This window comes from Sphingopyxis sp. LC81 (assembly GCF_000756375.1).
Classification (GTDB): Bacteria; Pseudomonadota; Alphaproteobacteria; order Sphingomonadales; family Sphingomonadaceae; genus Sphingopyxis.
Window position 1 is genome coordinate 141634 of sequence record NZ_JNFD01000009.1, and the last position, 12717, is coordinate 154350.

Genomic DNA, 12717 nt, shown 5'->3' on the forward strand with positions numbered 1-12717 from the left:
CTCCCTATGCGAAAGCCTTCGTCTTCCTCAGCAACTGATACGCCTGGACTACCTCACCCAGTCTCGCTTCGAAACTGCGATCGCCGCCATTCCGGTCGGGATGATATTTGCGGACAAGCTCGCTGTAGCGCCGCCGCAGCGCCGCGCGGTCGGCGTCGGCAGGCAGCGCGAGCAACTGCATCGCGGCATGCTCCTCGCGCGACAGGCCGGGATTCTTCGCCTCGCGCCGCGCCTCGTCCATCCGCTGGCGAAAGCGCGCACCCAGCGCGTCGATCGGGTCCCTGAAATCGGCCCAGCGCGGCGGCAGGTCGGCGCTGCCCGCGGGGCGAAAGGTGCGGCTTTCGGTTTCCCAGCCGGCGGTCGGCGACTGCGCCTCCATGATCTGGTCGGCGGTCATGCCGTCGAAGAAATTATAGCCCGCGTTGAATTCGCGCACATGGTCGAGGCACAGCCAGCGATATTGCGGCGGGCCGTCGGGCGAGCGCGTCCACGCCATCGGCGCGCGAAACTCGCCGGGTTCGCGGCATCCGGGCGCGGCGCAGGCCTCTTCGCGCGGGACGCGGCCATGAAAACGGGACGGGCGTGCAGAAGAAGGCACAACAGACTTTCGATGGGTGTTGGAGGTCTTATAATTTGGCGACGAAGCGCTTATGGTCAACCCCATGAGCAGCAAAGGCCCCGTACAGCAAGAGATGGAAAGCCTGCTCAGCGCAGCCTTTCCCGACGCCAATTTCATCCTGAGCAACGACAGTGCCAGCCACCACGGCCATATGGGCGACGACGGCAGCGGCGAGTCGCATTTCAGCCTGACCATCGAATGGGCGGGCTTTGCCGGGCAGAATCGCGTCGCGCGCCAGCGCGCGGTGAACAAGGCGCTCGGCGACCTGCCGGGACAGCGCGTCCACGCGCTCGCGATCAAGGCGACCGCGCCGGGAGAATGACGATGCCGGACAAGGTGAACCTCGCCGACGCCTTTGCGAAAATTCCCGACGCGTGGAACCCGCGCGTCGCGGGCGACATCAATGATTTTCAGGTCAAGCTGGTCAAGCTCGACGGCAAGTTCGACTGGCATCATCATGACCAGGAGGACGAACTCTTCCTCGTCGTCGCCGGCCGGATGAAGATGGCGTTTCGCGACCGCGACGTGATCGTCGAGCCCGGCGAGTTCATCATCGTTCCGCACGGCGTCGAACATTGTCCCGAGGCGCTGGACGGCGAATGCCATGTCGTCCTGCTCGAACCCGGTACGACGCGCAACACCGGCAATGTCGAAACCGAAAAGACGCGCAAAACATTGGAAAGGCTCGATTGATGTTCGACATCATCACCCCCTCGACCCATGACCTCGGCGCCTTTGAAGTGCGCCGCACGCTGCCGAACAAGGCGCGGACGATGGTCGGTCCCTTCATTTTCGTCGACCAGTTCGGCCCGGCGCATTTCGACATCGGCCGCGGCATGGACGTGCGCCCGCACCCGCACATCAACCTCGCGACGGTCACTTACCTGTTCGAGGGCGCGATCGACCATCGCGACAGCCTCGGCACCTTCGCGACGATCCGCCCCGGCGCGTGCAACCTGATGACCGCGGGCCGCGGCATCGTCCACTCGGAGCGCACCCCCGCGCCCGAACGCGCGACCGGATCGGCGATTTCGGGAATGCAGACCTGGCTCGCTTTGCCCGACGGCAAGGAAGAGATCGATGCGGCGTTCGAGCATGTCGCAAAGGACGACCTGCCGCTGATCGAGGACAATGGCGTTTCGGCGCGCGTCATCATGGGCAGCCTGTGGGGCGCGACCTCGCCGATCACCCAGCATGCCGCGACGATCTATGCCGACATCTTGATGAACGCCGGCGCGACGATCCCGATCGATGCCGAGGCCGACGAGCGCGCGGTACTGGTCGCGCTCGGCGACGCGAGCCTCGATGGCGAAGCGCTCGACCGTTACAGCCTCTATATCCTCAAGCCCGGACAGGCGATGACGCTGCGCGCGACAAGTGATGCGCGCGTGATGCTGCTCGGCGGCGAGGCGTTCAAGACGCCGCGCCATGTCTTCTGGAATTTCGTGAGTTCCAGCCGCGACCGCATCAACCAGGCGAAGCACGACTGGAAGGACCGCAAATTCCCGCTCGTCCCCGGCGACAGCGAGGAGTTCATCCCGATTCCCGAAGTGCCCAAGACGGTGAGTTATCCGTGAAGGTCAGGTATCGGTCGGTAGCGGCCATTTTGTTCCGTGATAGGAGCCGGCCATGAGAGCCATTCGCGCTGCCTTGTTGATGGCCCTATGCGCAACATCGAGCGCAGCGACCGCCAGTCAGCAGGTCGTTTCTGTCCGTTGCGGTATGAGCGGAGCTCTAGGCTGCGCACCAGATGGCGCGTGCATAGCTGACAGCGTTTCCAGCAAATTTGTCATAAGCTTCAATTTCTCGAAGAAGCGCTACTCGTCTTCGTGGGGAACGGGCAGGATCACCCAATTGTGGGACGCGCCCGATGGCTCGCACAATGTTTGGGTATCGTCTCCTCCTGCGAAAGCGGAGATGTCCTTTTCGCCGGACTGGCGTACTGCCAGTGTAAAGGGCTCTAATGGCTCGGCGACTTTATACGCTTGCGAAGTGGCTTATCGGTAGCAGCGCCGTTGATGACCGCTTGCCACCAGCCCCGATCCGCGCCAGATTGGTTTTGAAACGAAACTAAAGGAGCGGTGTCGATGATCGGCGATTTCGAACAACAGCGCGTGAAACTTTCGACGGGAGTCGAGCTCGACGTCGTCGACATCGGGCCGCGCGACGCGCCGGTCCTCATCTTCCTCCACGGCTTTCCCGAATCGCACCGCACCTGGCGCTATCAGCTGCCGCATTTCGCGGGCCGCTTTCGCTGCATCGCACCCGACCAGCGCGGCTATCGCGGCTCGTCGAAACCGCAGGACGCCGAATCCTATACCCCCGACAAGCTGATCGCCGACATTTTCGCGCTCGCCGATGCGCTCGGCGTCGGTGAATTCACGATCGTCGGTCACGATTGGGGCGGGGCGATCGCCTGGGGCGTCGCGCTCGGCGGCCAGCCGGGCGGGCTCCATCCGGCTTGGGCGGGGCGGGTCACGCGTGCGGTGATCGCCAACGCACCGCATCCCGCTATTTTTCAGCGTCTGCTCGCGGTCAACGAAGATCAGCGCGCGGCGAGCCAATATATCCGCACCTTCCGCGACCCCGCGAGCGACGCGATCATCGAGGAACATGGCATCGCGGGTATCCTTGCCCATGCTTTTGCCGGGCGCGTGCCGAGCGGCGGGTTGCAGCCCGCCGACGAGATCGGCCGGTTGCTGAAGGACTGGGAGGATCGCGACGCCTGCCGCGCGATGATCAACTGGTATCGTGGCTCGACGATCAACGTGCCCGCGATGGACGAACCTTATGCCGAGCCGCCCGCGATACCGTTCCCGAAACTCAATATTCCAACATTGGTGATCTGGGCGCTCGACGATGTCGCGTTGCCGCCATGTAATCTCGACGGGATGGAGGAACTCGTCCCCGATGTGACGATCGTTCAGGTACCCGACTGCGGGCATTTCGTGCCGTGGGAGGCACCCGATGCGGTCAATCGCGCGATGGATGAATTCCTCGCCCCAAAATAATCAAGGCTATCGTTTCGTTCGGAAAAAAAGTGGCGGGCGGCGATTGCGCCGCCCGCCGTCGGGGGGGTCTGTTCATGCGTGTCTGGGGCACGCGTATTAGCCTGGCCCACGCCTCTTTTGTCTCGGCTGCGACTAGGGCCGAGGACTTTGGGTAGGGCGATTTAACCATATTATTGCGTAATATGGCAGGCTTTCACATTTTCCCATTCTTGCCATATTCATGCGATGGAAGTGGGTGGACTCAGGGTCGCCTCGATCGTTGACCGGATCGATGGCCCGTCGAACTGGACGATCGAGCGCGATGTCCATGTGCTGATCCTGTATGAGGCGGGAAGCTATCATTGGCTCGAAACATGGCTGGACGATCAGCGGACGTCGCTAGGCGATCCGTTGCCCGGCGAAATGTGGTTGATACCCGCCGGTCAGACATATCGCGGCACGGCAAAGGGCGGCGCGGTTCGCATGATCGAGGTCGAGATTCCGGTAACGCTTCTGACCGTCGCCCCCGATACACGTGCGCTCGCGGCGCATCACGACCTTGCGCTGGCCGCGCTTGTCCGGGCCTTGCTCGCGAACGATGCCGCCGCCGCCGATCCGCTCGTCACGATCCTCGCCAAGACGCTTCAGTCCATGGCCGGGCGTCCCGAATCGCCCGCCATCGCCCAGCGCATCAACGATCTGATGGCCTTCATCCAGACCCAGCTTGAAGTGTCGCTGACGGTCGAGGACATGGCGGCCGCGGCGGGGATGTCGGTCAACAGCCTGATCGTCCATTTCGCGCGCGCGACTGGCCGCACCCCGGCACAATATGTGCTGCACCAGCGGCTGCGCCACGCCTGCTGGTTCCTGATGAACCGTCCGCTGTCGATCGCCGAGATCGCCTTCGCGACCGGCTTTTCGAGCCATGCGCATCTGTGCGCGATCTTTCGCCGCAAGATCGGCATGTCGCCGGGCGAATGGCGGCGCCGGCACCGATCGGATATTCTGCCGGATGAAGGGGAGGAATAGCGATGTCGCACACGACCATCATGCTGCTGGCCGGGCTCGTCCTGCTGATCCTGCTGCGCCTGACGATCCGCGACGCGGCGTGGGCGACGCGGCTGTTCCTCATCCTGTGGTTGCTTGTCGCGATCGGCAATCTGCTCGTCGGCGTGCTCCATGCCGGTTACGGCTGGGCCGAGGAGGCGGGGATCGCGCTGGTCGTCTTCGGCATGCCCGCGGCGCTGGCGCTATTAGTGCGCCGCTTCTGGCGTTAGTTATCGGGCCGCAGCAAACAGCCGCTGGCCCCCGCATAGCGCGCGCTGCGCGAGGCGAGTAGCGGCACGCTTCCCGTTACCGTCCGGGTCGCCGGGTCTTCGCTCAGCGATACCATCTCCATGCCCGGCTCGAAATCGCTCTGGCAGCTTTCGAGGCTGCGTCCCTGCACATAGCGGCACGAACAGCCGACGCGCGCGGCATAGGCCGAACCGAGCTCGGCCTGCGCCTTGAACGACGGGAATTTCCAGATCGCGAAGATCGCGAGCAGCACCGCAAGCCCGATCGCCCAGGGCAGGCAACCGCCCGAGCGGCTCGGTTTTTTCGCAGGATGCGGGGGATTAGCGGGCGGCGGCCCAGAGGCTGGTACAGGGGGCGGCGTCTCGCCCGTTGTCGGCCCGGTCGGATTGATGTTATTCACTTGATCCATGATCACGAAAAAACGGCTGCTGGCAAGTGCCGCCCTCGGGGTGCTCGGCGTCTGGTCGCTGGCGCAGGCGGCGGGGCAGGGCAATTTGGCACCCGCATCGCCCGCGCCGAAATTCGGCGCGTCGCTCGATGGCGTCGCGGCGGTCGAGACGCCGCAGCCGCTGCCCGCACTCCCCGCCGCGATCCGCGCGCGCGCCGACGCGCTGTTCGCCGATGTCGACGATGTCGGGCAGACGCGCGCGCTGCTCGTGCTGCGCGACGGCGAGCCGATCTATGAACGCTATGCCGCGGGCTTCGGCCCCGAATCGAAGCTGATCAGCTGGTCGATGGCGAAAAGCATCACCGCGGTGCTCACCGGTTTCCTCGTCGCCGACGGGCAATTGTCGCTCGACGGGCCGGCGCCGGTGGAGGCGTGGCAGCGCAGCGGCGATCCGCGCGGCGCGATCACGCTGCGGAGCCTGCTCCACATGTCCTCGGGGCTCGAGCATGTCGAAAATGGCGATCCGGTGTGGCAGGGCGATACGGTCGCGATGCTGTTCGGCGGCGGGGCGGGCGACATGGCGGGCTTCGCCGAGGCGAAGCCCGCGGCGGCGCAGCCCGATGAGGTGTTCAACTACAGCTCGGCGACCAGCGTCATCCTGTCGGACATCCTCGCCGACACGCTGACCCCGTCGCAAAACCCCGACGCACGGCGCGATGCGATGCGCGATTTCATCGGCGGGCGGCTGGTCGAGCCGCTCGGCATGACCAGCCTGACCCCCGAATATGATGCGAAGGGCACGATGATCGGCGGATCGATCATGCACGCGACCGCGCGCGACTATGCGAAGTTCGGCGAATTCCTGCGCAACCATGGCGTCGTCAACGGCCAGCGGCTGCTGCCCGAAACCTGGATGCGTTTCATGCTGACCCCCTCGGCGAATGACGCGGGTTATGGCGGGCATATCTGGCTCAACCGCCGGCGCCCCGCTGGCGTCACCCCGGCGCTATGGCCCGACCGCGGCCCGAACGACCTGTTCGCCTGCATCGGTCATCAGGGGCAATATATCATCGTCTCGCCGTCGCAGCGGCTGACCATTGTCCGGCTCGGCGTCACCAGCGACGATCAGTTTCCCGAACTGCGCCGGCATCTCGCCGACCTGACCGCAGCGTTATAGCAGGAAATCCCCGACCAGCGTCGTGACGCAGGTGCCGGTCAGTTCGACCATGTCGCCGTCGAGGCGGCAGCCGACATGTCCCCCCCGCGCGCTCGCCTGATAGGCCGCGAAGCTGTCGCGCCCCAGCCGCACCGTCCAATAGGGGGTCAGCACGCTGTGCGCCGATCCGGTCACCGGATCCTCGTCGATCCCGGCTCCGGGCGCGAAGGCGCGGCTGACGACGTCGGCGCCCGACGGATCGCCGGCGCCCGGCGCGGTCGCGATGTAAAGGATGTCGCCGCCTTCTTTCAGTGCGCGCAGGTCGGGCGTCAGCGCGCGGACGCTCGCCGCGTCGCGGTAGGCGATCAGCGCATAGCCGCCGTCGTGCCACATCGTCTCGACCGGATCGCCGCCGAGCGCGCGGACGATGTCGGGCATCGCCTTCGGTGCGGGGGTATAAGCGGGCAGCGCCATCTTATAGCCGTCGTCCTCGCCGTTTCGCGCGACGCGCAGAATGCCGGCCTTGCGCGTGCGGAACGTCATGTCGCTCCGCCACTGCGCCGCGGTCAGCAGGACATGCCCGCTCGCCAGCGTCGCGTGGCCGCACAAAGCCACCTCCACCCCCGGGGTGAACCAGCGCAGCTCATAATCGGCTTCGTCGCTTTCGTCGGGCACCAGAAAGGCGGTTTCGGCGAGGTTGTTCTCGGCCGCGATCGCCTGCAGCGTCGCGTCGTCGAGCCATTCCTCGAGCGGCATCACCGCGGCGGGATTGCCCGTAAAGGGGCGGTCGGCAAAGGCATCGACCTGGGTGATCGGCAGGCGGCGGGGTGCGCTCATGGATAAAGCAATCCTGTGGACCAGCCGGTGCCGGTGCGGGTGAAGGCGGTGCGCTCGTGGAGGCGGTGGGCGCGATCCTGCCAGAACTCGATCGCCGAAGGATTAACGCGCCAGCCCGACCAGCGCGGCGGGCGCGGCACGTCCTGCCCCTCGAACCGCGCCTGCATCTCTTCGAAGCGCGCCTCGAACGTCTCGCGGCTGTCGAGCGGCCGCGACTGGTCGCTCGCCCAGGCGCCAAGCTGGCTGTCGCGGCTGCGCGTCGCGAAATAGGCGTCGGCGACGCTGTCGTCGACGGGCGTCACCGCGCCTTCGATGCGAATCTGCCGGCGCAGCGATTTCCAGTGAAAAAGCAGCGCGACATGCGGGTTCGCCGCCAGCTCGCTGCCCTTGCGGCTGTCGAGATTGGTATAAAAAACAAAGCCGTCCGGCCCATGCCCCTTGAGCAAGACCATGCGCAGCGACGGACGCCCGTCGGGCGTCGTCGTCGCGAGCGCCATGGCGTTGGCGTCATTGGGTTCGCTGGCGCGCGCTTCGGTGAACCAGCTGTCGAACAGGGCAAAGGGATCGTCGCTCATCCGCGCGGTCATAATGCGCCGCGCGGGCAGGGTCGAGCGCGATATGGCGGGAACTTGACCTTCGGCGGGACATTACCACATCGACGCGCAATCGGGCTTCACGCCCAGTCACTTATCGGGCTACAGGAGCAAAATGGCCGATCCCTATTCCACCCTGGGCGTTGCGAAGAGTGCAAGCGAAGCGGAAATCAAGTCCGCGTACCGCAAGCTCGCCAAGGAATTGCACCCCGACAAGAACAAGGACAACCCGAAGGCGTCGGAGAAATTCTCCGACGTCACCAAGGCGTATGACATCTTGTCCGACAAGACCAAGCGCGCGCAATTCGACCGCGGCGAGATCGACGGCGAGGGCAATCCCGCGATGCCCTTCGGCTATGGCGGCGGTGGTGGTTTTCGCGGCGATCAGCGCACCGGCCCCGGCGGTTTCAGCGGCTTCGGCAACGAGAGTTCCGATTTCGGCGATATTTTCGAAGGCCTGTTCGGTCGCGGCGGTGGCGGTTCGGGTGGCGGGCCGTTCGGCGGCTTCGGCGGGCGCAGCGCGCCGCCGCAAAAGGGCGCCAACGTCGCCTATCGCCTGTCGGTCAGCTTCATCGACGCCGCGACGCAGGCGCCGCAGCGCATCGCGCTCGCCGACGGCGCGACGATCGATCTGAAACTGCCCGCCGGCGTCGAAACCGGCACGCAGATGCGGCTTGCCGGCAAGGGGCAGGCGGGACCGGGCGGCACCGGCGACGGCATCGTGACGATCACGGTCAAGGACCATCCCTTTTACGAACGCGAGGGTGCGAACATCCGCCTCGACCTGCCGGTGACGCTGAACGAGGCGGTCAAGGGCGCGAAGATCAAGGTGCCGACGGTCGACGGCCCGGTGATGCTGTCGATTCCCGCGGGCTCGTCGTCGGGCAAGGTGATGCGTCTCAAGGGCAAGGGGTTCAGCCAGAAGAGCGGCGGCCGCGGCGACCAGCTCGTGCGGTTGATGGTCGATCTGCCCGCCGACGACGAGGCGCTGATCAAGCTGCTCACCGAATGGACCGATCCGCGCGACGTGCGGGCGGAGCTCGGCGTGTGATGCGTGGCTGACGCCAGCGAGAAAAAGATCGTCGCCGCGCTCGAGCGCGAGGTAGCCGACGAGGTCGGCAAGGAATTTCTGGCCGAGGGCCATTCGCCGCATTCGCCCGAGGCGCGCGCCGAACGCGCCAAGCGCATCAAGCTGCGCGCGCGGGCGCAAGGTGTTCTCGACCGCGGCCGCGAGCAGCTCGGACCGGGCACGCGCGCCTATCGCATCGCGCGCCGAGTCGTCGTGGGCACCTATACCGACGGCTTCATCCATGCGGGCAATCTCGCTTATCTCGCGCTGATCGCGCTTTTCCCCTTCTTCATCCTGCTCGCCGCCGCGCTCTCGATCTTCGGCGGCAGCGTCGGCGGCGAACGGGCGATCGAGGCGGTGTTCTCGACGATGCCGCCGACGGTCGCCAAGGCGCTGTCGGGCCCGATCCGCGAAGTGATGACCGCGCGTACCGGCATCTTTCTGTGGCTCGGCGCGCTCGTCGCGCTGTGGACCGTCGGCAGCCTGATCGAGACGGTGCGCGACATCCTGCGCCGTGCCTATGGCACGCATTTTTCCAAGGGCTTCTTCCACTATCGCCTGCTGTCGATCGGCATCATCACCGGCGCGGTCGTGCTGATGCTGCTGTCGTTCAGCATGCAGGTGCTGATCGTGGGGATCGAACAGTTCGTGACGCGCGTGCTGCCCGAACAATATCAGTCGGTCGGTGTCGTCGCGATCTCGCGCGGCGTGTCGGGCTTCGGCCTGTTCCTTGCAATTTACATGCTCTTTTATAGCCTTACGCCATCGAAATACCGGCGCAAACAATTCCCCAAATGGCCGGGCGCGCTGTTCACGACGCTCTGGTGGATCGGCGTCACCCTCGCGCTGCCGCCGCTGCTCGCCAGCCTGCTCAGCTATGACGCAACCTACGGCAGCCTCGCGGGTGTGATGGTCGCGCTCTTCTTCTTCTACCTCGTCGGATTGGGTATGGTGATGGGCGCCGAACTCAATGCCGCGTTGGTAGAGGTTGAGGATTTGGGCCACGACGCTATTGGGCGCGTCGACGATGTGATTATTGAAGCCGAAAGGCCCTAAATCTGTCCTTTGCGCCTTCGAGGTTTGAAGCGATTTTGTTCAGTGTTAGGAGGCAAGGTGCTGGTATATATCAATATTCCAAAGCTTGCCGACGCGACAATGGACAAAATCGGTCAAATCCCGCAGGGACGCCCAAATGGCATCGATCTCGGAACAAGCGGGCTTCGCGGGTAGAACCACTACCTGCGGCAGCCCGCTTGTTCCGATATCTTCACCATTTGGGCGCCTCGAAGGCGCAAAGGACAGATTTAGGGCCTAGGGCTGGAGTAGAAAAATGACGGGTCTGATGAAGGGCAAACGCGGGCTGATCATGGGCCTCGCGAACGACAAGTCGCTTGCGTGGGGTATCGCCAAGGCGTTGCACGGCGCGGGCGCCGAGCTGGCGATCTCGTACCAGGGCGACGTGATGCTGAAGCGGGTGAAGCCGCTCGCCGACGAGCTCGGCTGCGATTTCCTGATCGATTGCGACGTGTCCGACATGGACAATCTCGACGCGGCGTTCGGGGCGCTCTCCGCGCGCTGGCCGACGATCGACTTCGTCGTCCATGCGATCGGCTATACCAACAAGGAAGCGCTGCGCGGTCTTTATGCAGATGTGACGCTCGACGACTTCCTGATGACGATGAACATCAGCGTCTACAGCTTCACCGCGGTCGCCAAGCGCGCGGCATCGATGATGACGCCGTTCGACCCCGAAACGGGCAACGGCGGCGGCTCGCTGCTGACCCTGAGCTATTATGGCGCTGAAAAGGTCATCCCGCACTACAACGTCATGGGCGTTGCGAAGTCGGCGCTCGAAACCAGCGTCAAATATCTCGCCAACGATTATGGCCCGCAGGGCGTGCGCGTGAATGCGATTTCGGCGGGCCCGATCAAGACGCTGGCCGCGTCGGGCATCGGCGATTTCCGTCTGATCCTCAAATGGAACGAGCATAACGCGCCGCTGCGCCGCAACGTCTCGATCGACGATGTCGGCGGCTCGGCGCTCTACCTGCTCAGCGATCTGTCGAGCGGCGTGACCGGCGAAACGCATCATGTCGATGCGGGTTACCACACCGTCGGCATGAAACAGGAAGATGCGCCGGACATCTCGCTTGTCTGACAAGGTCGGCATCCGGGCCGCGACGGCGGCGGATGCCGAGGCGGTCGATACGATTATCCGCGCTGCCTTTGCCGGGACCGACTTCGGTCATCAGGGCGAGGCCGAACTGGTGCGGATGATCGATGCGGACGGCGACACGCTGGTGTCGCTCGTCGCCGAACAGGGCGGCGCGATCGTCGGGCATGTGCTGTTCAGTCGGATGGACGTCGAGGCCGACGGCGCCGCGCTTCCGGGTGCGGGCCTTGCGCCCGTGTCGGTCGTACCCGGCAGCCAAGGGCAGGGCATCGGCGATGCGCTGATCCGCGCCGGACTCGACGCGCTGCGCGAGCAGGGCGTGGCGATCAGCTTCGTCCTCGGGCACGAAAGCTATTACCCGCGCTTCGGCTATTCGCCCGACCTCGCCGCGCGCTTTGCGTCGCCCTTTGCGGGGCCGCATTTCATGGCGATGATGCTGGACTCGGACGCGGCTTGGCCGCTAGGCGGACGGGCGGATTACGCACCCGCATTCGGCCGGATGGGATAGGGCAATGAGTTTCAACAGCTTCGGACGCATCCTTCGCTTCACGACCTGGGGCGAAAGCCACGGCCCCGCGCTCGGTGCCGTCGTCGACGGCTGCCCGCCGCGCCTGTCGCTGTCCGAAGCCGACATCCAGCCCTTCCTCGACAAGCGCCGTCCCGGGCAGTCGCGCCACACGACGCAGCGGCAGGAACCCGATCAGGTGCGCATCCTCTCGGGCACGTTCGAGGGCAAGACCACAGGCACGCCGATCAGCCTGATGATCGAGAATGTCGACCAGCGATCGAAGGATTATGGCGAGATCGCGCAGGCCTATCGCCCCGGCCACGCCGACTACGCCTATGACGCCAAGTACGGCATCCGCGATTATCGCGGCGGCGGCCGGTCGAGCGCGCGCGAGACCGCGGCACGCGTCGCTGCGGGCGGCGTTGGGCGCCTCGTGATTCCCGAGGTGCAGATCCATGCGTGGGTCGCCGAGATCGGCGGCGACGCGATCGACCCCGCGAACTTCGACCTTGAGGAAATCGGCCGCAATCCCTTTTTCTGTCCCGACCCCGCTGCGGCGCAGCGCTGGGAAGGGTTGATGGACGCCGCGCGCAAATCGGGCAGCTCGCTCGGCGCCGTGATCGAATGCGCCGCCAGCGGCGTTCCCGCAGGCTGGGGCGCGCCGATCTACGCCAAGCTCGACAGCGACCTTGCCGCCGCGATGATGGGCATCAACGCGGTGAAGGGCGTCGAGATCGGTGCCGGCTTCCACGCCGCCCGCCTGCGCGGCGAGGAAAATGCCGACCCGATGCGCCCCGCGACCGACGGCAGCAACCGCCCCGATTTCCTCTCGAACAACGCCGGCGGCATCGCGGGCGGCATTTCGACCGGCCAGCCCGTCGTCGTGCGGGTCGCGTTCAAGCCGACCAGCTCGATCCTCACTCCCGTGCCGACGATCAACAAGGCGGGCGAGGCGACCGATATCGTCACCAAGGGCCGCCACGACCCGTGCGTCGGCATCCGCGGCGCGCCGGTGGTCGAGGCGATGATGGCGCTCGTCCTCGCCGATCACAAGCTGCTGCACAGGGCACAAAACGGCTGATGGCCTG

The 12717-nt window shown here is 65.3% G+C and carries 16 protein-coding genes; 12 read left to right on the plus strand and 4 right to left on the minus strand.

The window, feature by feature from the left end; genetic code table 11:
• Positions 1-4: 4 nt before the first annotated feature.
• Positions 5-598, minus strand: a complete 594-nt coding sequence (locus tag FG91_RS05855) for a J domain-containing protein (RefSeq protein WP_037513172.1) — start codon at positions 596-598, stop codon at positions 5-7.
• A 94-nt stretch (positions 599-692) separates the two neighbouring features.
• Here FG91_RS05855 and FG91_RS05860 point away from each other — a divergent pair, with 94 nt between their 5' ends.
• The 6 genes from FG91_RS05860 to FG91_RS05890 all read left to right on the plus strand — a co-directional run bounded on the left by FG91_RS05860 (position 693) and on the right by FG91_RS05890 (position 4886).
• Positions 693-941, plus strand: a complete 249-nt coding sequence (locus tag FG91_RS05860) for a BolA family protein (RefSeq protein WP_443027733.1) — start codon at positions 693-695, stop codon at positions 939-941.
• Positions 942-943: 2 nt separating this feature from the next.
• On the plus strand, positions 944-1312 hold the full coding sequence (locus FG91_RS05865) for a cupin domain-containing protein (protein ID WP_235211958.1): 369 nt from the start codon (positions 944-946) through the stop codon (positions 1310-1312).
• Positions 1312-2196, plus strand: a complete 885-nt coding sequence (locus tag FG91_RS05870; protein WP_037513181.1) for a pirin family protein — start codon at positions 1312-1314, stop codon at positions 2194-2196. Before FG91_RS05865 ends, FG91_RS05870 begins: the two co-directional genes overlap by 1 nt.
• A gap of 510 nt (positions 2197-2706) precedes the next feature.
• On the plus strand, positions 2707-3630 hold the full coding sequence (locus FG91_RS05875; RefSeq protein ID WP_037513304.1) for an alpha/beta fold hydrolase: 924 nt from the start codon (positions 2707-2709) through the stop codon (positions 3628-3630).
• A 231-nt stretch (positions 3631-3861) separates the two neighbouring features.
• Positions 3862-4638 (plus strand): AraC family transcriptional regulator, encoded by a 777-nt coding sequence (locus tag FG91_RS05885; protein WP_161785627.1) that lies wholly within the window; start codon positions 3862-3864, stop codon positions 4636-4638.
• 2 nt (positions 4639-4640) lie between these two features.
• The gene (locus FG91_RS05890; RefSeq protein ID WP_037513190.1) at positions 4641-4886 is read left to right on the plus strand and encodes a hypothetical protein; all 246 of its coding nucleotides are present in this window, start codon (positions 4641-4643) and stop codon (positions 4884-4886) included.
• Here FG91_RS05890 and FG91_RS05895 read toward each other — a convergent pair.
• Complete coding sequence (locus tag FG91_RS05895) at positions 4883-5314, minus strand: hypothetical protein (protein WP_200878412.1); 432 nt, start codon at positions 5312-5314, stop codon at positions 4883-4885. The genes FG91_RS05890 and FG91_RS05895 overlap by 4 nt on opposite strands.
• On the opposite strand from FG91_RS05895, the gene FG91_RS05900 reads away from it, so the two are divergent.
• Positions 5313-6470, plus strand: coding sequence for a serine hydrolase domain-containing protein (locus tag FG91_RS05900; protein WP_037513193.1), 1158 nt, complete (start codon positions 5313-5315; stop codon positions 6468-6470). The genes FG91_RS05895 and FG91_RS05900 overlap by 2 nt on opposite strands.
• Here FG91_RS05900 and FG91_RS05905 read toward each other — a convergent pair.
• A complete protein-coding gene (locus tag FG91_RS05905) occupies positions 6465-7286 on the minus strand; it encodes a PhzF family phenazine biosynthesis protein (RefSeq protein WP_037513196.1) in 822 nt (273 codons plus the stop codon). The two genes, FG91_RS05900 and FG91_RS05905, sit on opposite strands and share 6 nt — an antisense overlap.
• The gene (pdxH, locus tag FG91_RS05910) at positions 7283-7861 is read right to left on the minus strand and encodes a pyridoxamine 5'-phosphate oxidase (RefSeq protein WP_037513309.1); all 579 of its coding nucleotides are present in this window, start codon (positions 7859-7861) and stop codon (positions 7283-7285) included. The genes FG91_RS05905 and pdxH overlap by 4 nt, the downstream gene beginning before the upstream one ends.
• 133 nt (positions 7862-7994) lie before the next feature.
• Here pdxH and FG91_RS05915 point away from each other — a divergent pair, with 133 nt between their 5' ends.
• From FG91_RS05915 to aroC, 5 genes are all read left to right on the plus strand, one after another.
• Positions 7995-8930, plus strand: a complete 936-nt coding sequence (locus FG91_RS05915) for a DnaJ C-terminal domain-containing protein (RefSeq protein ID WP_037513200.1) — start codon at positions 7995-7997, stop codon at positions 8928-8930.
• A gap of 3 nt (positions 8931-8933) precedes the next feature.
• Positions 8934-10004 carry a YihY/virulence factor BrkB family protein gene (locus FG91_RS05920; RefSeq protein WP_081940433.1) on the plus strand — a complete coding sequence of 357 codons (1071 nt, stop codon included), beginning with the start codon at positions 8934-8936 and terminating at the stop codon, positions 10002-10004.
• Between the two features lie 274 nt (positions 10005-10278).
• Positions 10279-11106, plus strand: a complete 828-nt coding sequence (locus FG91_RS05925) for an SDR family oxidoreductase (RefSeq protein ID WP_037513202.1) — start codon at positions 10279-10281, stop codon at positions 11104-11106.
• Positions 11099-11629 (plus strand): GNAT family N-acetyltransferase, encoded by a 531-nt coding sequence (locus FG91_RS05930; protein WP_052187344.1) that lies wholly within the window; start codon positions 11099-11101, stop codon positions 11627-11629. The genes FG91_RS05925 and FG91_RS05930 overlap by 8 nt, the downstream gene beginning before the upstream one ends.
• A gap of 4 nt (positions 11630-11633) precedes the next feature.
• Positions 11634-12710, plus strand: coding sequence for a chorismate synthase (aroC, locus tag FG91_RS05935; protein WP_037513204.1), 1077 nt, complete (start codon positions 11634-11636; stop codon positions 12708-12710).
• Positions 12711-12717: the final 7 nt, after the last annotated feature.

What these genes read in the sequence shown, in the direction of transcription:
- FG91_RS05860 (WP_443027733.1), top strand. Translation starts at nt 693, where the DNA reads ATGGAAAGCCTGCTCAGCGCAGCCTTTCCCGACGCCAATTTCATCCTG.
- FG91_RS05905 (WP_037513196.1), bottom strand. Translation starts at nt 7,286, where the DNA reads ATGAGCGCACCCCGCCGCCTGCCGATCACCCAGGTCGATGCCTTTGCC.
- FG91_RS05865 (WP_235211958.1), top strand. Translation starts at nt 944, where the DNA reads ATGCCGGACAAGGTGAACCTCGCCGACGCCTTTGCGAAAATTCCCGAC.
- FG91_RS05875 (WP_037513304.1), top strand. Translation starts at nt 2,707, where the DNA reads ATGATCGGCGATTTCGAACAACAGCGCGTGAAACTTTCGACGGGAGTC.
- FG91_RS05900 (WP_037513193.1), top strand. Translation starts at nt 5,313, where the DNA reads ATGATCACGAAAAAACGGCTGCTGGCAAGTGCCGCCCTCGGGGTGCTC.
- FG91_RS05915 (WP_037513200.1), top strand. Translation starts at nt 7,995, where the DNA reads ATGGCCGATCCCTATTCCACCCTGGGCGTTGCGAAGAGTGCAAGCGAA.
- FG91_RS05895 (WP_200878412.1), bottom strand. Translation starts at nt 5,314, where the DNA reads ATGGATCAAGTGAATAACATCAATCCGACCGGGCCGACAACGGGCGAG.
- pdxH (WP_037513309.1), bottom strand. Translation starts at nt 7,861, where the DNA reads ATGAGCGACGATCCCTTTGCCCTGTTCGACAGCTGGTTCACCGAAGCG.
- FG91_RS05925 (WP_037513202.1), top strand. Translation starts at nt 10,279, where the DNA reads ATGACGGGTCTGATGAAGGGCAAACGCGGGCTGATCATGGGCCTCGCG.
- aroC (WP_037513204.1), top strand. Translation starts at nt 11,634, where the DNA reads ATGAGTTTCAACAGCTTCGGACGCATCCTTCGCTTCACGACCTGGGGC.
- FG91_RS05890 (WP_037513190.1), top strand. Translation starts at nt 4,641, where the DNA reads ATGTCGCACACGACCATCATGCTGCTGGCCGGGCTCGTCCTGCTGATC.
- FG91_RS05870 (WP_037513181.1), top strand. Translation starts at nt 1,312, where the DNA reads ATGTTCGACATCATCACCCCCTCGACCCATGACCTCGGCGCCTTTGAA.